Genomic DNA, 17,108 nt, shown 5'->3' with positions numbered 1-17,108 from the left:
GGTAGTCGGTTAATGAGGAGAAAAAATCGGCAGAAAATCCTACAGCAAATTGCGAGGGATTACGGCGGTGTAGTCACTGTCAACGCGGCGTTTGCACAGGACCGCTACACACGAAATGAAGCGGAATTATGCGGTGACAGGGACGAGCGAAAATATTTCTCGAAGCGCGTTGCCAGTGTGACTTGATTCACAGGAGGCGACTTGTTCGGGGGTGCCGGTGGCGACGATTTGGCCGCCGTCATCGCCGGCGTCGGGGCCGAGGTCAATGACCCAATCGGCGGATTTGATGACGTCAAGATTGTGCTCGATGATGAGGACGGAATGGCCGGCGTTGACGAGGCGTTGAAAAACTTCGAGCAGGACGCGGACGTCGTCGAAGTGCAGGCCGGTCGTGGGTTCGTCGAACAGAAAAAGAGTGGGTTTGGTGTCTTCGGCGCTGGCCTGGGCAAAGTCAGCGAGGTGCCGGACGAGTTTGAGGCGCTGGCTTTCGCCGCCGGAAAGGGTGTTGATGGGTTGGCCAAGTTGAAGGTAGCCAAGGCCGACTTCCTGAAGGAGACGAAGACTGGTGATGGCGCGTTGCGCCGGGCGCGAAGCGGGAAAACCGGCGAGGAATTCGAGCGCTTCGTCCACGGTGGATTCCAAGAGATCGGCGATGGAAAGGGGCGTGGAATTTTTGCCGGTGTCGGGACGGATTTTCACTTCGAGAATGTGCGGGCGGTAGCGGCGGCCATCGCATTCGGGGCAGCGGATGAAAACGTCGCTGAGGAATTGCATCTCGATTTTTTCGAAGCCGGCGCCGCGGCATTTTTCGCATTGGCCCTGGCCGGAATTGAAGCTGAACGCGCTGGCGTTGAGACCGCGGCGTTTGGCGAGGTCGGATTGGGCGAAGAGTTCGCGCAGGTCTTCAAAGGCGCCGATGTACACGGCGGGATTTGAGCGCGGGGTTTTGCCAAGGCTGGATTGGTCAACGAGGACGACGCGGCCCAGGGACTCCCAATGGGAAAGTGCGGAGTGCGGAGTGCGGAGTGCGGAATTGTCGGAAGGATTGTCTTGCGATTCGGAGGAGTCGGTGGCGTCGGGGTCTTCGGGGCGCGATAGTTGTGGGGAAAATTTGGAGTTTAACAAGGGCAATAAAATTTCGCGGGCGAAGGTGGTTTTGCCAGAGCCGCTGACGCCGGTGAGGCAGACAAATCGGCGCAGCGGAATTTCCACGGTAAGGTCGCGGAGGTTGTGAAACGTGGCGTGGGAAACGGTGAGCATTTCCGTGGTGGAATCAACGGGGCGGCGTTGGGGAATCTCGACCTGGCGGCGACCGCTTAAATATTGGCCGGTGAGAGAATTTTTATTTTTTAAGATGTCTCGGTATGGCCCTTGAAAAACGACGTGGCCACCGGCAGCGCCGTGGCCGGGGCCGATGTCTACAATCTGATCGGCGGCGCGCATGACGCTGGATTCGTGCTCGACGACGACGACGGTGTTGCCGGCATCGCGAAGTTGTTCGAGGATGCGGACGAGCCGGGTGGTATCGCGCGGGTGGAGGCCGACGCTCGGTTCGTCAAGGACGAAGAGTGTATTGACGAGCCGCGTGCCGAGGCAGGTGGTGAGATTGACGCGCTCGGTTTCGCCACCGGAGAGCGAGCGGGTGCTGCGATCCAAGGTGAGATAGGCGAGGCCGACGTCGTTGAGATAGCCAAGGCGGGCGCGAACTTCCTGGAAGATCAGATAGAGCGGGTCGTTGGGCTTGAGCTGGCGTTTGGACGCGAGATGTTCGATGAAGGCGAGGGCGTCGCGGATGGAAAGCTGGTAGAAGGCGGACAATGTCAATGCGGAGTGCGGAGTGCGGAGTGGTCCTTGCGGACGGCCACCGGGAATGGTGGCGTTGACCAAATATAATAATGTGTCGGGTTGGAAGCGGTGGCCTTGGCACTCGGGGCAGGTGATGTAGGAGCGGTAGCGCGAAAGCAAGACGCGGACGTGCATTTTGTAGCTCTTGGATTCGAGCCAGCGGAAATAGCCTTTGATGCCGTACCAGGCGCGCGGCCATTCGTGGGCGGAATCTTTGCCGTACTCGGGATCGCCGTTGAGCACCCAGTCCTGCCACTTTTGCGGAAGTTCGTGGAAGGGAACATCAATGGGGACTTTGCGGATGCGGCAAAATTTCATCATGTCGTCCTGGCACTCGGCGCTTTGGCCGCCTTGCCACGGCTTGACGACGCCTTGCGCCAGGGTCCTGGACTTGTCGGGCAGCGCAAGGTTGTAATCAATGGTTATGATGCGTCCAAAACCGCGACAGGCGGGGCACGCGCCGACGGGGTGGTTGAAGCTGAAGAGGGCGGGCGTGGGTTCGCGGTATTCGATGTCGCAATGGGCGCAGTGGAGGCGATTCGAGAATGCGGAGTGCGGAGCGGGATCAATGCGGAGTGCGGAGTGCGGAGTGCGGAGTGGTCCTTGCGGACGGCCACCATCGGGAGACGGAGAGGGCATTTCGACTATGGCTAATTTTCCTTTGCCGAAATGGTAGGCTTGTTCGCAGGCTTCGATGAAGCGGGGGCGGTTGTTGGTGGTGATTTTTACGCGGTCTTGAATGATCGTGAGCGCGGCGGGTTTGATTTCGCGAAGGCGCGGGATGGCTTCTTCGAGGCGCAAAATTTCGTTGTCCAGCAACAGGCGTTGATAGCCCTGCTTGTTGATGAGGGCGATGGATTCGTCGAGGGAAAGTTTTTCAGAAATCGGGAGAGTGAAAGTGATCAGCACTTCGAACGGTGTCGAGGGCGTTTCCGATTTGGTTGTGGCGGTGGTTTTGGAAAGTTCGATGTGGATGGAGTCGTTCAGGACATCGGTTTCGACGCGTGTCTCGGTGGCATAGGTTACGTCGCGCGGGGCGGCGACGGATTGCCGGAGGCTTTCCCAGATTTGTTGGGGAGAATCTTTGCGCACGGGGCGGTGGCATTGGCGGCAATGAAGCCGGGCGACCTGCGGCCACAGGAGTTTCATATAGTCGCAAATCTCGGTCATGGTGCCCACGGTCGAGCGGGTGGACTTGACGGAGTTACGTTGCTCAATGGCGATGGCGGGCGGGATGCCTTCGATGGCATCCACCTGCGGCTTGTCCATGCGGTCGAAAAACTGGCGCGCGTAAGGCGAAAAGGTCTCGATGTAACGGCGCTGGCCCTCGGCGAACAGAGTGTCGAAGGCGAGGGAGCTTTTGCCGGAGCCGCTGAGGCCGGTGACGACGATGAGCCGTTTGAGCGGCAGATCGAGGTCGAAATTTTTTAGGTTGTTATGCCGGACTCCGCGAAGGCGGATGACGGGCACGGCGGACTTTTTTGACACGAGCGCAATTTAAATGGGATGTGGGAAGTGTCAACGGGTGAAACTGATTTTGTCGCGGATTTTGAACCGCGGAGACGCGGAGGCGCGGAGGTCCTTACGGACGGCCAATGGGAAAAGGATTTTATTGCTAAGTTAATTTTCTGGCGGGGGGAAGAGGCGGGTTTTTTGGGAGTTGTCGAGTTTGGCGGTCCAGAGTTCGTTGGAGTAATTGTAGATGAGGTTGTCGCGGTAGAAGCGCGGGATGGCATAGGCTCTGATGGCATCGTTCGGCGGGAGGATGGTAATGGTATTGGAGTGGGCGAGGTCGCAGAGGTAAACGCCGGCGTTGCCGCCACGACCGGGTGAGCCGGGTTCGCTGGGGTAGGCATAATATTTTTGAGAGGAATCGAAAACGCCGAGCCAGTGGAAGTTAAAGTTTGTGTCGCTGACTTTGAGGACGGAGGCGGTGTGTTCCAACTGGATGAGGAAATGGCCGTTGGTGTAGAGCGACATATCTGGTTTGGGGATGAGGAAAAAATTGTAGTTGCTGCCGGTCCAGATGTTTTGGGTGGCGACATTGGAAACGGCGTCGTTAATGCCCGTCTGTTGGAACAGTGCCGCTATGGCTTCGTGTGGGACGAGAGAAGAAGTTTTTTCGGTGAGGACATCATAGAGGAGGAAGTCGCCGGGCGGGCGGCTGACGAGGATTTCGTGATCGCTCCACCAGCCGCGAATGCTGCCAGCGAGATAAATTTTTTTGAAGGTTTCGCGGTCAAGATCGCAGAGGAAAAAGGAAGTGCCTTCTTCTTCGTTGTTGGGGACGTTGTAGCCGAAGCGGAAGCCGGGCGCGGGTTTCCAGTAGCTGCCAGTGCCGCGCCATTGGGTGACATCGCCAAGCCGTTTGGCGGAATTGTTGCGAAGGTCAAGGACCCAGAAGGACTCGATGGTATCAGTGTTGAAACGCAATCGGCCGAAGGTGATGCGCATGAGCAGGGCGAGAAAATTTCCCTTGAGCGAGTTGTCGAAAGAATCCCAGCCTTCGCAGAGAATTTTGGTTTCGGTGGCATTGGCGAAGATGGGACTGCCGTTGGTCATTTCGCCCAAAACTTTTCGGCTTTCCAAGTCAAAAAGAAAAATATGGTTGTTGGTGCGGTAAAGGGAAGTGCGGATCCACGTCTTTCCATATTCAAAAGGGATTGGAGTTCCCCACATGTAAGTGACATTTCCGAATGGGCCTTTTGGCTGGGCGGTGGCGGGGATGAAGCGCAGGGTGTTTGCGCCGTGATGCCGGGTGGTCAGGAGATAGGCGGAAACCAGGATGAAAATCAGCAGGACGGGGACAAATATTTTTTTGGGCTTCACCTTTGTGTTCATTTAAGGGAGCGGCGCGCGGGGTTTCAAGGCTGGAATTTTTTTGGGCTCGACGGACCGGTTTTTTTTGGCCACGGATGGAACACGGACTGAACACGGATTATTTGGAGGGGGGGAACTGACTTCGTCACCAGAGAGGCGTAAAATTGAGCAGGAGCGGCTTTAGACGGCTTCGGGTGGGAGCAGTTGCCGCTGCTTCGCGTAGGTAGCAACGATTTCTGGGGGGATGATGTGGTAGCCGTTTTGTGGGTTGAGGACGGCGGCTTCGGAAGTTGGTTCCAGTTGGATGTGCAATCCGCTGACTTCAGCAATTTCCAGGCAATCGTCCACGTCATAGAGGTCGTCGGTATGCACGGAAAGCGCGCCGCGCAACAGGTGTGATTTCGCTCGTTGCTTCGCTTCGGTCGCGGAGGATGCAACGAGGAAGGCATTGGCGTGAAGCTCGGTAAATTCGCCGGGCTGATATGCTCCGAGGTTGATGAAATAAAGTTTTTTTTCGCTCGCGCCCGGATTGGCAGTCAAAGAGATGCGATGCTCATCCACGAGGTTCAATTCCATCCAGGAGTCAATATGCAGTCGGAGTGGATCGCCAAACCATTGGTCCATTAATTGGTGGTAGGTGGCTTCGATGCTTTCACCGACGACAAAAACGACGTCGTGCAATTCAGTGTTGCAACGGTCAGCGCGACCTCCGAGATAGACTGCCAAAAGTTTTTTCTTCATCGGCATGTTGAGAATAAATCAGGCTGCGAAAGTACGGCTCCAGCACAAACGAGTCAAACTTTGACGGTGAATGCGTTTCCCCGGAAACCCGTTTTATCGCTTGACCTTCATCTATCAGCTATTCAATTTCAGATCTCGTAAATGGGCCTGCAGAGCGAAGGCGGTCCGTGGGAAGCGCGGAAAGTGACGGTCGAAGCGTTGCAATGATTTTGTAACTTAATAACTAGATGATTATGGCCGAGAAATTTCTTTCACCCGTTTCGTGGATTTCGGTTTCCGGCATGTTGCTCACGGCAGGAGCGCCGATCGCCTCGGCCCAAAATACGCCGGTTGGCAATGCGGAGCACGGCCAGCAGTTTTTCCAGTCCACTTGCGCGATCTGTCATAGCGCCAATCTCGGACCGGGCAATACACTCATTATCAAACAAGGCCCGACCTTGTTGGGCGTGATGGGGCGCAAGGCGGGAAGCAGTCCGCACTTCAACTACACTCAGGCATTGAAAGATTCTGGATTTGTCTGGGATGCAGCGAGCCTAAATCACTTTTTGACTGATCCTGCGAAAGCCGTTCCGGGCACGACCATGCCGATTCCGCTTTCGGATGCGGGCCTGCGGGCGGATGTGATTGCTTATTTGGCGACGCTCAAAGTGCCGGAGGGAGTTACTTTGGAAACGGCGGGCTTCTCGGTGGTGGCTGCGACGGGCGGCACGGATCCGAATGACTGGCAGCGGGCGGCGCCAGGAGTTGAACATCATTTTACGGTCGCCGATTTGCCGGCGCCGTTCGCCACGCAATCCGCAGGCAACGGGCCGAAGGTTGTGCCGGCCCCGGCGAACGCCACCTTGTCCGTGCCGGCCGGGTTCACGGTGAAACAATTTGTTTCGGGTTTGAACAATCCGCGACTGCTGCGGGTCGCACCCAATGGCGACATATTTATTTCAGAGACGGCGCGAAACCGGGTGCGCGTGTTGCGCGCCGCTGACGGCGCTGATGCGCCTTCGGAGAACGAGGTTTTTGCCGAGGGATTGGAGCGTCCGTTCGGCATTGCGTTTTATCCGCCGGGTGAGAATCCGCAGTGGATTTACGTCGCCAATAATAATTCCGTGGTGCGCTTTCCGTATCACAAAGGCGATTTGAAGGCTTCGGCTGCGGCGGAAGTCATTATTCCAAAACTGTGTGAACCGGGCGGTGGTCACACGACGCGCGATGTAGTGTTTTCCAAGGACGGCAAGCGGATGTTTATCTCGGTGGGTTCGGGATCGAATGTCGCGGAACAAATGAAGAAAAAAACGCCGGACGAAATCAAAGCGTGGGAGGCCGAACATGGTTTGGGTGCGACGTGGGGATCGGAGTCGAATCGCGCGAATATTTTGGTGACTGATCCCGAAGGACACGGGCCGTTGCGCATTTATGCGACGGGCATTCGCAATGGCGTGGGCATGGCCATCAATCCCATTTCGGGCGCTCTTTGGGTGTCCACCAACGAACGCGACGGGTTGGGGGACAACCTCGTGCCGGATTATGTCACGAGTGTGAAAGAAGGCGGTTACTACGGCTGGCCGTGGTATTACATGGGCAATTTTGAAGACCCGCGGCATGCGGGCGAACGACCGGACCTCGCAGGCAAGGCGATCGTGCCGGACGTAATGGAGCAATCGCATTCGGCTTCGCTGGAAATGACATTTTATACGGCGACCGCGGGTGTGGCGGCGTTCCCGGCGGAGTATCGGGGCGATGCGTTTGTCGCGCTGCATGGGTCGTGGAATCGTTCGACGCGCACGGGTTACAAGATTGCGCGCATTCGGTTAAAGGATGGCGTGGCGACGGGTGAATACGACGATTTCATGACGGGCTTTGTGGCCGATGAACAAAGTGTTTGGGGCCGGCCCGTGGGTGTGACCGTGGCGCATGACGGGGCGTTGCTGGTGACGGAAGACGGTCACGGGACGATTTGGCGGATTGTTTATATGGGGCATTGAGGAAGGTGCGTCGGAACACAAATTGCAAGTTGTTCGTGATGCAATTATGATAAAGGCATGCCAGTTGAACATGCGATGGAATGCCGCATGCAAACGAACCACAGCATTCGTCTTCGATCACTGAAACGCGCGGTTGGTTTCGGTCTGCTGCTTTGCAGTTTTTTGTTTTGCTTTGCGGCTTTTGGCGCGGGTGAAATTTCGCGGACGTATCAGTACAAAGGTTTTGATGCGGATGGAAAGCTGGTCGTGCAAGGAACCATTACTTTGCGCGTGGGTGAAACTGTAAAGGTCACGGGGGATTGGAAATTGCAAGTTCTCGACAAGGAGAATTTGAAGAAGCTGGGGCCGCAGGATGGCTCCGGGAAAATCGGCGGGGAATTAAAGGGTGGGCGGATTTTTTTGAATTTGAATCCGGACCCGCATGATTTTGGGGACAATATTTATTTGGATGGCGAGGTGACGCAAGGGGACATTTTCAAGATCACTGGGAAGTGGGGGCACTATGGTTATTATGCGGGCAAAATAGTCGAGGGGCGTTTTGAGATGGTGAGAAAAAGTGATGCGGCCAAATGAAATTGGGCTGGTTGGCAATAAATATATGATAACAAATTATCCTTCCGGTCTTCGGCTTGCGAAAATTCCCCTTAAATTTGGCACAGGCGCGATGCCGGCGCTCGGTTTCGGCACGTTGATTCCCGATCCGGCGGAAACTAGGAGTGCGACGGCGAACGCGTTGAAGGTTGGGTTTCGACATTTTGATTGCGCGGAACGGTATCGCAATGAGCGGGAGGTGGGGGAGGCATTGCAGACGGCGCTTGGGAGCGGGGTGGTTGCGCGCGAGGATTTGTTCCTCACGACGAAGTTGTGGAATAGCAATCACCGGCCGGAACGGGTTGGGCCGGCGTTCGACGGGAGTTGTGAGCGGCTTGGGATTCGTTACGCGGACCTTTATTTGATTCATACGCCGTTTGCGTTTCAGGCGGGGGACAACGTGGAACCGCGGGATGCGAGCGGCAATATTATTTATGATAAGGGCGTGACTTTGCTGGATACCTGGAAGGCGATGGAAAGTCTCGTGGATCAGGGCAAGTGCCGGGCGATTGGATTGTCGGATGTGGTTTTGGAAAATCTGGTGCCGGTCTATGAGGCGGCGCGGATCAAGCCGGCGGTGGTTCAGGTGGAGGCGCATCCGTATCATCCGCAGACGGAGTTGCTGGAATTTTGCAAGCAGAAGGGGATTGTGCTTTTGGCGTTTGCGCCGTTAGGTCATGGTGCGAAACCGGGTCCGCTGGAAGATGCGGCGGTATTGGCGATCGCGCGGCAAACTTCTTTGACGCCGGCGCAGGTGCTGTTGGCGTGGGGGATTCAACGGGGGACGGCGGTGCTCACGACGGCGAAGACTTTGGAGCGGGCCCGGGAGAATTATGAAATCGCGGAGATTCCGGAAGCGGCGGTTGAGAAGATCAGCCGGATTCAAACGCGGGTGCGGCTTAATTCGGTGACGCAGACGGGGGTTCCGGGTTTTATTCCGAAGGAGGGTAAGCGGTGAGGTGGCTGGATTTTTTTTCGCCACGGATGGAACACGGAGTTTAATACGGAATTTTGGATGGGGGAGATGTGAGTATGCTGGTGGACGGGGAATTCAACCGTGGGAATAAAACGCTAGGCTATTCGTGGGGCGGCTTTTATGATGATCTGAGTTTATATGCAAACTCTGAATCATCTTTTCGCGAGCAACAAAGAATGGGCCGAGCGCATTCGGCAGCAAGACCCGGAATTTTTTCTCAAGCTTTCAAAGCAGCAATCGCCGAATTATTTGTGGATCGGGTGCTCGGACAGCCGGGTTCCGGCGAATGAAATCGTGGGGCAGTTGCCGGGGGAAATATTCGTCCACCGCAACATTGCCAATCTCGTGGTTCATACGGACCTGAATTGTTTGTCGGTGATGCAGTTTGCGGTGGATCTGCTCAAGGTTCGGCACATCATCGTTTGCGGGCATTATGGTTGCAGCGGTGTCCGGGCAGCTTTTCGTCGCGACCGCCTTGGCTTGAGTGATAACTGGCTGCGGCATGTCCAGGATGTGCGGCAGAAGCATCAAACATTTTTAAGCGCCGCAGACAACGACACGGAGGCGGCCAACCGGCTTTGTGAATTGAATGTGATCGAGCAGGCGGCGAATGTTTGCCATACGAGTATCGCGCGCGACGCGTGGGAACGCGGGCAGGAATTGACGGTGCATAGTTGGATTTATGGTTTGAAGGATGGGTTGTTGCGCGACTTGAATTTCACGGTTGAGGCGTTTCAGGAAACGTCGTCGGCGTATGAGGCGGCGATTGCGGCGTTGGGGTGAGTGGTTTTTTGGCCACGGATGGAACACGGGGCCAACACGGATTTTCAGCCCTGACTCCTTTTTGATAATCAAAGCGAAACGGCCCGCCCTTGGTTACAGGGGCGGGCCGTTGTTGGGTGAAATCAAGAGAGATGTCAAATTTTACGACGGCGGGCGAGGAGGCCCATGAGGCCGAGGCCGCTAAAAATCAGGGTGTAGGTGGAGGGTTCGGGAACGGTTGAAATGTTGAATTCGCCGGCGGTGACGCTGGAATCGCGCATGGAGCCGGCGATGTAGTTGTTATCGGTGGAGGTCCAGTCAAAAGAAGCGGTGGCGATTTCGGTTCCGTTGAAGAAGGTGGTGAATTGCACGGTGGTGCCGGCATTAAAATCGGCAAAGCTGGTGAAATCGGTGGTCAGGGTTCCGCTGGTGGGCGATCCGGAAATCGGAACGGTGTCGAACAGCGTTCCGCCGGTAAAGATTTGAACCGCACCGGCCGAGTCCAAATCAACGTAATAGGCCGCCACGCCGGTAGTCCCGCCGCTAATGGAGCCGCGGGGACCCGCGCTGGTTAAGTTGTCATCGTTTAAGGCGTTGACCTGGGCGAGGCTCAATCCGACGCCGTAGCCGCAAAACCGATCGGCGGGCGTGCTGGCGTTGACGGGAACGGCGAGGATATTTTGGGTGATGCTGAATCCGCCCGCAGAAAGGATCGCGCTATCGGTAAAATTATTATTCAACGCCCAGATGCCTTCCTGGCCGGTGGCGCTTTTGAACAGGGTGCTATTTTGAATGTTTAAACTGTTGGGCGGGGTGGTGCTGCCGCCATTGATGAAGGTGGAATAGGTTATGCCGGAGCCGACATCAATTCCGGTTTGTCCGCCGAAATTGGGGGTGAGATTGCCGGCGGAATTCATGCCGTTCCGCGAATAGTTGTCGTCGAACAAGGTGGTTTGGGTCAAGCCAGTCGCCGCCGACAGGGCCAAGATGGCGGCGGGGGCCAAAATCCTGGCGCGTTCAAGGCGTTTGAATTTTGAGAGGGTGGAATTCATGGTGATTTTTATGGGTGACCGTCTGATTAGGTTGATTTATTGCCGCCCTCAAAGCGAAGCCAAGGATACGACGACACAGGCCTGGTCATTCGATAGATGGGACTTCGCGAGTTTATAGGCTGTTTTGCGGCAGATGTCATGTGGCATGAATTGGCCACAGACGTGGCTGCGGAAGGGCGTTTTTTTTGGCCACGGATGGAAGACGGTGTAAACACGGATTTTTGGAAAAATGAAATGTGAGCGTGCGAAAACGGGCGTTGGAAGGGAATTCAACCCCAGCAATGAATTGCTGGGCTAAGTTCGGTCGTTTCTGCGGGACTGCGGCGGCGGCGCACCGCCCTACCACGATGGCCTGCGGCAGGTGGGATAGCTGGAAGGAACGCGAGAAGTGGGTCGAGGGTTTTTCGGTCTGGCTGTCTGGTTGGGGTGTAATGAGGTCTTTGCGAAAAAAGAAAATATATGCTTATTCAGCGCTGCCCCCTTTCCTAACCCCTTGATATCCCTTCAGGTCCTCATTTGCTTTATTTTCCCAAACTTTTAATTCAGAATCACTTGCGTATTCTTGAATCAGGCTATAAAGCTTCGGTAATTTTTTATGGCTATCCCATTCTGATGGAAAGGAACTTTGTGCGCCGACAACATACCACCAGATAAAAATTTGACCAAAAAGTTCAACCGTCTCTCTCTCATCTATTAATTTACGAGCGGTGGAAAATTGTAATGTCTGGAAGAACCCCAAAACAATCGAAAGATCTGAGGATTCATCCGGGTGTTCATCATGCAATTCCTTTATTTTTGCCGTTGGATAATCTCGGATAAGTTTATCCGCCTTCCTGCGGCTCATATAGACCGCATTAGAATTCCACTCTTTATGCAATTCAAACAGTCGCCTAGATTTTTTGGCTTTCTCATTTTTTTCCTCTCTAAAAAAGACAATGTAAGCAACTAGCCCTTCAAGACCCAGAATGAAATCCAAAAGCAATTCTCCAGGTAAAAATCTATATTGATATTTATTGATCGCAAAAATGACCCAAACTGCTCTAGCCGATGCAATAGTGGCTCCTATCAATAAAATAAAAAGTAAGATTGCAAACACTCTAAATCCGAAGCGAGTGATTAATGAAAGTAAGCGAGAAATCTTGTAGAATGTCGAAGTCGAATCGTTAGTTGGATCGGGCGAGCCAGCGCTGCCGGCTGTTTGAGTCGAATCAGCAGACTGTGCCTTGAGTATGCTCATTAGTGAAATGTATAAAGCGATAGATTGTCTGTCGAGTATTATCATGAAAGGAGATTTAACTCGCACATTATTACCTTATTACCGGCCGGATAGACTTTGACGAGTTCTCCTCAAAGCTATGCCGGATGACACTTATAAAATGGTTTCTCGCGTTGAACTGCTCAAAAGCCGATCGGTCTGGTTTTTACTCAGCTAATTTTTTTTAAACAAGACGATGCGGTTTGTGTTGGTGCCTTTGTAGTTGTTGTCTATGCCCCAGCAGTTGGCGGTTTTGGTGAAGGTTTGGTCGTTGATGAGGATGAGTTCGGGTTGTAGGCCCGCTTGGGTGCCGGCGGGGAGGACGTAGTCTTCGAGTTTGATTTTTCCACCGCGGATTTCGCCGACTTCGAAGGCGATGTGGCCGCCGGAGCGCAGGATGCGGTGGAGTTCGCGGAAGGCTTCGGCCATGGCGGTTTGCCATTGGTCGAGTTTTTTTGTGAGTGGCATGGTGACGGTTTTGGGGTCGAGGCCGAGGAACCAGCAGCGGAGCCAGTTGTCGCCGGCGTAGTCCACGACGTCGAGGAAGGGCGGGGAGGTGACGATGAGGGTGACGGTGTTGCTTTTTATTTCGGGGGTGTGGGCGGCGAGGTGGTTTAGGAAAAGGGATTTTGGGGCGACGCGGGCGAGGGTTTCGCGGGTGGCATGGGTGCAGTCGCCCAGGAGTTGGCGGGTTTTTTTGTGGATGAGTTTGGGGACGGAGCGGCGCGGGGGTGTCTGGTTGCGTTTGGTGTTGATTTTTATTTGGGATTTGACGCTGACGGCCTGGTTGGGGGGCAGGGTATAGACGGAGAAGAATCCGGGTGAGTGGCCGGTGAGGCGGTTGAGGGCGACCATGCAGATCCAGTGGTCTATGTGGTCGAGGGATTGGTTGTGGCGTCGGTCGAGGAAATATTTTTTTAGGGCGGCGATTTCGCGGAGGGTTTCGGAGTGGTAGAAGGTGAGGAGTTCGTCGGGCGCGGGGTCGCTGTGGTAAAAATCCACCTGGGTCAAACGCGCGGCGACTTGGTCGGCGGTGGGTGGCTGAAGGCGCGGGGCGGTGAGGATGGCGCTGAGGGGATTGATGTCGCTGCCGTAGGCGACGCGACCGAGGAGGGCGGCTTCGACGGGGGTGGTTCCGCGGCCCATGAAGGGGTCGTAGACGATGTCGCCGGGCTGGGTGAGGCGTTCGATGAAGAAGCGGGGGAGTTGGGGCTTGAAGCAGGCGCGGTAGGAGATTTCGTGGAGGCTGTTGGCGGCGCGTTGTTTGGCGGTCCAGAATTCGTTGACGTAGGTGGGTACGTGGCGGGGAGTTTCGGCGTGGGTAAAGGTGGTGACGATTTCGCGGGTGGGGGTGCCGAATTCGTGGAAGGCGGCGAGGTCGGTGTGGAGTTTGGTGAGGGGGATGTGGCGCGGGGTGGCGGGGGCGGGGAAGGGGAGGTCGAGGGTGGTGGACGGAGTGGACATTTTGGACTTGGTGGATGGCTTAGGCACGGTGGATGTAGTTTAAAGTGTTCAGTTTCAAGTTTTCAGCAAGAGCAGGGAGGCTGAAACTCTCGTGTCATAGATGATTCAGATTATGGGTGATTAGGACAGCAATAATTTGGGGGGATGGCAAGTTTTAGAGGAGGGGAAAAGTGGAGAGGGTGTGGTAGGCGAAGGGCGCGTGAACTCGATTCAAGAGCAGTGATGAGATGCGCGCGAAAATCTTCCATTTAAAGGGTTGACTTCAGCCTGACAACTGGCTAACACACGGGGAGAAAGAGGACGGTCCGTGGGTACGTCAAGGGTTGTTTCCAATAACGAGACTGATGAAAACACGTACCAGCTATCTTCTGACGCTTTTAGCCGTCGCCGTTCTCCTTTTACAATCTGCCGAAGCCCAATCGGTGACGACGAATGCGGTAGGATTTATTTCCGACCCGGCGGGCGATGCATACTTTTCCGGTTTCGATCTAATTTCAGCCTCGGTTTACGTTTATTCGTCGGGCATAGCGACGTTTACGGCTACGTTCGCGCCCGGAGTTGACCTGGGTTCAGCGGAGATCGAATATACGTTGGACACGGACCAGAATCCCGCCACTGGTTACCCGGGCCGCGACGGCGCCAACAGCGACAGCGCTTTAATCGGGACGGATTACTTCATTGACATTCATGGCGCCAATTTCCAAAGCAATGCGGTGGTGAGTTCGAGTTCATTCGTCACGGAAGGAACTTTCCCGGTAATCTATTCTGGAAATACCGTTCAGGTGTCCGTACCACTTTCCGCGTTGGGAAACGATGATGGGTTGATGAACTTCGCATTGACCACATTCCAACAGTTGAGTTTGTATAGTTCCACTTCCATTTCCGATTATGCTCCCAATCGTGGACAAGCAGTAGGAGTGGTGGCACCGGTGGGAACGGTCGTGGGTTCGGGCACTGCGATCAGGAGCATGCCTCCCAGCTTCACTTCCGGCACGGCCTTCACAGTCTCGATCGCGGTGACGCCTGACATGAGCATCCATTCCAATACCGTTCAGGATTTGCCGCCCGCGGATTGGGCGGTCTCCAACATTAGCGATGGTGGAACCTATGATAGCACGAGCGGTATGATCCATTGGGGGCCGTTCACCGGGAGTACGTCCCGGACGTTGACATACGAGGTGACGCCAATGCCAACCCTCGGCCCCGCCGCGTCGTTTAGCGGTTCAGCGATGTTTGACACGCTCACAGTTCCAATCACCGGGCAAACGAGCATTGTCCCCGGCTCACCGATCAGTTCGGGTATCCCAGCGCCGCACTGGACTTTGCCAAGCATCACAGGGTCGAATATCAATTCCACAAATTATGCGGGCAAAGTAGTGCTGCTAAATTTTTGGGCGACCTGGTGCGGGCCGTGTGTCGCGGAGATTCCCGATCTTATCTCACTGCAGCAAAAATATAACTCTGATGGGTTAGAGGTGGTCGGCATCTCGGTTGATGACAATGGTTCCACGCCTCCAACAGCGCTCCTGCAATCATTTGTTTCCGCCAATCAGATCAATTACCCGATTGTCATGTCGCGTCCCAATGGCTTGAACGTAGAAAGCGCGTATGGAGGAATTTCCGCCATTCCGCAAACTTTCCTGATCGATCGCCAGAACCGTATCGTGCAGACGTTCATCGGCAGCCAAAGCTTTGCCACCTATGAGCAGGCAGCGCGGCCGTTGCTCTATGCGAATCTGGCTTTGAATGCGTCGGTTTCGCAGGGGTCGCTCCATCTTTACTGGCCGTTGACTCAAGCGCAATCAACGCTGGAGGCCACCAGCGATCCCCGCAGTGGAGTGTGGACGGTGGTTCAAACAAACTTCCAATCGGACAGCTCTCATATGTATATTGATTTACCCTCGAGGACGGTTAAACAATTCTTTCGGCTGAAATCCCATTAGCGCGCATGCAAACAGCATTCAGCCAGTTCAAACGATGGTCCAGGCGAGCATCTCTGCGTCCGGGATTCACTCTGATTGAATTGCTGACGGTGGTTGCCATCATTTCGATCCTGACGGCCCTGCTATTGCCTGCGCTGGCTGCTTCCAAAGAGAAGGCGCGCCGGATCACGTGCTCGAACAATCTGCATCAACTGGATATCGCTGTGGCAGTGTACGGCACGGACAACGACAGTCAGTTGCCGTTGCCCGAGCCATTCGACCAACACTGGCCGCAACGCTTACAGCCGATTTACAATCAAGCGCAAGTGTTGGTTTGTCCCGATGATTCAAGCGCAAGCGTTCAAGCATTGAACGCAGGAGTTACCAATGCGGATGTTGCGCCGCGAAGTTTCGTGTTCAATGGCTTCTCTGATTATTTTGGAGACTGGAAGAGTGCAGGCGGTACTTATGCGATTGGCAGCCAGCCTCCGCTTCCCAGGCCCATGACGGATTTGGCGATTGTTCATCCTTCCGATACCGTTATTTTTGGCGAAAAGGCGACGGGCTCGCTCGCTTATACGCTGGACCTTTTGGTGCCCAATGCCGGTTACCTGAGTGACCTGGCGGAAAATCGCCACAATAATCCTTTGCAATCAGCCGGGCGTGGCGGCGCGAATTTCGCCATGGCCGACGGGAGTATTCGCTATGTGCCGTGGGGAGATGCGACGTGCCCTTTCAATCTTTGGGCGGTTTCCGATCAGTCGCGACTCACACTGGCGATCTGCCGTCCCAAGGAATAGCTCTGATTATAAAAGGGCAGGTGTGGATTTCTTGGTGGAGAAATGATCTTCTTCATGACCGCTCTCGCTAAAGTCCTGGCGAAAAATAAAATTTTTGTTGTGCGCCACGACCTGTTTTCGATTAGTGAGCACCATTCGTGAAAAAGAATGGTAAAATGTCGTGGAGTGGAGGATGTTGTGATTGTGCGGGTTAGTGGGAGCTTTGGCAATGGTTGTAATTGTCAAATCAGTGCTTGCAAAGACTTGCGGGCATGCGTAGGCTCTCCACTCTTTTTTAGAGACGCCGGAAACGGCGGGCGGTTTATAAACCATGGTTCGCCGCCACCACAGTTAAAGTTATTTATGGCAGTCAAAATTCGGATGAAGCGGGTCGGGACTAAAAACACTCCGGTGTATCGTATCGTCGTGGCCGATGGCCGCAGCCCGCGTGACGGAAAATTCATCGAGGAGATCGGCACTTATCAGCCGTTGAAGAAGGACGAGAATTTTGTCCTGAACCTTGACCGGGCAAAGTATTGGGTGAGCAAGGGCGCGAAGCCGAGCGACACGGTGGCGAGTTTCATCAAGAAAGCCACGAAGGCCGCCGCTGCCGCTCCCGCACCTGCCGCGGCGTAAAAAATTTCCGCCAGGCGATGCAAGCCTTTTTGGAATACGTGGTGAAGGGGTTGGTGAGCCATCCCGATGACGTAACGATCACGCCGGTGCCGCGCGATGGCACGACGATTTATGAGTTGCGCATGCATCCGGAGGATGTGGGGAAGGTGATCGGCCGCCAAGGGATGACGATCAACGCGATCCGGTCGTTGTTGCTGGCGGGGAGCGCGAAGAAGGGTTTGCGTTGCAGCCTGGAGATTGTCGAGGAGCAGGCGGGGCGTTAGTGCGCGTGCCGGAGTGCGGGGGA

General features: G+C 55.0%; 15 protein-coding genes. 8 read left to right on the top strand and 7 right to left on the bottom strand.

Features of this window, described 5'->3' with window-relative positions:
• Positions 1-126: 126 nt before the first annotated feature.
• From uvrA to VH413_08580, 3 genes are all read right to left on the bottom strand, one after another.
• Positions 127-3,333 carry an excinuclease ABC subunit UvrA gene (gene uvrA, locus VH413_08590; protein ID HEX3798746.1) on the bottom strand — a complete coding sequence of 1,069 codons (3,207 nt, stop codon included), beginning with the start codon at positions 3,331-3,333 and terminating at the stop codon, positions 127-129.
• A gap of 132 nt (positions 3,334-3,465) precedes the next feature.
• On the bottom strand, positions 3,466-4,686 hold the full coding sequence (locus VH413_08585; GenBank protein ID HEX3798745.1) for a hypothetical protein: 1,221 nt from the start codon (positions 4,684-4,686) through the stop codon (positions 3,466-3,468).
• 159 nt (positions 4,687-4,845) lie between these two features.
• Complete coding sequence (locus VH413_08580) at positions 4,846-5,412, bottom strand: DUF1543 domain-containing protein (protein ID HEX3798744.1); 567 nt, start codon at positions 5,410-5,412, stop codon at positions 4,846-4,848.
• A gap of 227 nt (positions 5,413-5,639) precedes the next feature.
• Here VH413_08580 and VH413_08575 point away from each other — a divergent pair, with 227 nt between their 5' ends.
• The 4 genes from VH413_08575 to can all read left to right on the top strand — a co-directional run bounded on the left by VH413_08575 (position 5,640) and on the right by can (position 9,735).
• Positions 5,640-7,385, top strand: a complete 1,746-nt coding sequence (locus VH413_08575; GenBank protein ID HEX3798743.1) for a PQQ-dependent sugar dehydrogenase — start codon at positions 5,640-5,642, stop codon at positions 7,383-7,385.
• A gap of 57 nt (positions 7,386-7,442) precedes the next feature.
• Positions 7,443-7,958 carry a hypothetical protein gene (locus VH413_08570; GenBank protein HEX3798742.1) on the top strand — a complete coding sequence of 172 codons (516 nt, stop codon included), beginning with the start codon at positions 7,443-7,445 and terminating at the stop codon, positions 7,956-7,958.
• Between the two features lie 25 nt (positions 7,959-7,983).
• Entirely contained in the window at positions 7,984-8,934 is a 951-nt protein-coding gene (locus VH413_08565) for an aldo/keto reductase (protein ID HEX3798741.1), read from the top strand.
• Positions 8,935-9,090: 156 nt separating this feature from the next.
• Positions 9,091-9,735, top strand: coding sequence for a carbonate dehydratase (can, locus tag VH413_08560; protein ID HEX3798740.1), 645 nt, complete (start codon positions 9,091-9,093; stop codon positions 9,733-9,735).
• Positions 9,736-9,869: 134 nt separating this feature from the next.
• On the opposite strand, the gene VH413_08555 is transcribed toward can, so the two are convergent.
• The 3 genes from VH413_08555 to VH413_08545 form a co-directional block, all read right to left on the bottom strand.
• Positions 9,870-10,766 (bottom strand): PEP-CTERM sorting domain-containing protein, encoded by an 897-nt coding sequence (locus tag VH413_08555; protein HEX3798739.1) that lies wholly within the window; start codon positions 10,764-10,766, stop codon positions 9,870-9,872.
• A gap of 463 nt (positions 10,767-11,229) precedes the next feature.
• Complete coding sequence (locus VH413_08550; protein HEX3798738.1) at positions 11,230-12,003, bottom strand: hypothetical protein; 774 nt, start codon at positions 12,001-12,003, stop codon at positions 11,230-11,232.
• Positions 12,004-12,195: 192 nt separating this feature from the next.
• Positions 12,196-13,512 carry a DNA methyltransferase gene (locus VH413_08545; protein HEX3798737.1) on the bottom strand — a complete coding sequence of 439 codons (1,317 nt, stop codon included), beginning with the start codon at positions 13,510-13,512 and terminating at the stop codon, positions 12,196-12,198.
• 317 nt (positions 13,513-13,829) lie between these two features.
• Here VH413_08545 and VH413_08540 point away from each other — a divergent pair, with 317 nt between their 5' ends.
• Both VH413_08540 and VH413_08535 read left to right on the top strand, forming a co-directional pair.
• The gene (locus VH413_08540) at positions 13,830-15,428 is read left to right on the top strand and encodes a redoxin family protein (protein ID HEX3798736.1); all 1,599 of its coding nucleotides are present in this window, start codon (positions 13,830-13,832) and stop codon (positions 15,426-15,428) included.
• A 5-nt stretch (positions 15,429-15,433) separates the two neighbouring features.
• Entirely contained in the window at positions 15,434-16,207 is a 774-nt protein-coding gene (locus VH413_08535; GenBank protein ID HEX3798735.1) for a prepilin-type N-terminal cleavage/methylation domain-containing protein, read from the top strand.
• Positions 16,208-16,213: 6 nt separating this feature from the next.
• On the opposite strand, the gene VH413_08530 is transcribed toward VH413_08535, so the two are convergent.
• Positions 16,214-16,519 carry a hypothetical protein gene (locus VH413_08530; GenBank protein HEX3798734.1) on the bottom strand — a complete coding sequence of 102 codons (306 nt, stop codon included), beginning with the start codon at positions 16,517-16,519 and terminating at the stop codon, positions 16,214-16,216.
• Positions 16,520-16,549: 30 nt separating this feature from the next.
• On the opposite strand from VH413_08530, the gene rpsP reads away from it, so the two are divergent.
• On the top strand, positions 16,550-16,822 hold the full coding sequence (gene rpsP, locus VH413_08525) for a 30S ribosomal protein S16 (GenBank protein HEX3798733.1): 273 nt from the start codon (positions 16,550-16,552) through the stop codon (positions 16,820-16,822).
• Between the two features lie 17 nt (positions 16,823-16,839).
• Entirely contained in the window at positions 16,840-17,085 is a 246-nt protein-coding gene (locus VH413_08520) for a KH domain-containing protein (protein ID HEX3798732.1), read from the top strand.
• Positions 17,086-17,108: the final 23 nt, after the last annotated feature.

The sequence above is a fragment of the Verrucomicrobiia bacterium genome (genome assembly GCA_036268055.1).
Taxonomy (GTDB): Bacteria; Verrucomicrobiota; Verrucomicrobiia; order Limisphaerales; family Pedosphaeraceae; genus DATAUW01.
The sequence above is the reverse complement of the archived record's forward strand: the minus strand, read 5'-3'. Positions and strand labels throughout refer to the sequence as shown.

What these genes read in the sequence shown, in the direction of transcription:
- VH413_08580 (HEX3798744.1), bottom strand. Translation starts at nt 5,412, where the DNA reads ATGCCGATGAAGAAAAAACTTTTGGCAGTCTATCTCGGAGGTCGCGCT.
- VH413_08570 (HEX3798742.1), top strand. Translation starts at nt 7,443, where the DNA reads ATGCCAGTTGAACATGCGATGGAATGCCGCATGCAAACGAACCACAGC.
- VH413_08520 (HEX3798732.1), top strand. Translation starts at nt 16,840, where the DNA reads ATGCAAGCCTTTTTGGAATACGTGGTGAAGGGGTTGGTGAGCCATCCC.
- rpsP (HEX3798733.1), top strand. Translation starts at nt 16,550, where the DNA reads ATGGCAGTCAAAATTCGGATGAAGCGGGTCGGGACTAAAAACACTCCG.
- VH413_08555 (HEX3798739.1), bottom strand. Translation starts at nt 10,766, where the DNA reads ATGAATTCCACCCTCTCAAAATTCAAACGCCTTGAACGCGCCAGGATT.
- can (HEX3798740.1), top strand. Translation starts at nt 9,091, where the DNA reads ATGCAAACTCTGAATCATCTTTTCGCGAGCAACAAAGAATGGGCCGAG.
- VH413_08585 (HEX3798745.1), bottom strand. Translation starts at nt 4,686, where the DNA reads ATGAACACAAAGGTGAAGCCCAAAAAAATATTTGTCCCCGTCCTGCTG.
- VH413_08530 (HEX3798734.1), bottom strand. Translation starts at nt 16,519, where the DNA reads ATGGTTTATAAACCGCCCGCCGTTTCCGGCGTCTCTAAAAAAGAGTGG.
- VH413_08550 (HEX3798738.1), bottom strand. Translation starts at nt 12,003, where the DNA reads ATGAGCATACTCAAGGCACAGTCTGCTGATTCGACTCAAACAGCCGGC.
- VH413_08535 (HEX3798735.1), top strand. Translation starts at nt 15,434, where the DNA reads ATGCAAACAGCATTCAGCCAGTTCAAACGATGGTCCAGGCGAGCATCT.
- VH413_08575 (HEX3798743.1), top strand. Translation starts at nt 5,640, where the DNA reads ATGGCCGAGAAATTTCTTTCACCCGTTTCGTGGATTTCGGTTTCCGGC.
- VH413_08540 (HEX3798736.1), top strand. Translation starts at nt 13,830, where the DNA reads ATGAAAACACGTACCAGCTATCTTCTGACGCTTTTAGCCGTCGCCGTT.
- VH413_08565 (HEX3798741.1), top strand. Translation starts at nt 7,984, where the DNA reads ATGATAACAAATTATCCTTCCGGTCTTCGGCTTGCGAAAATTCCCCTT.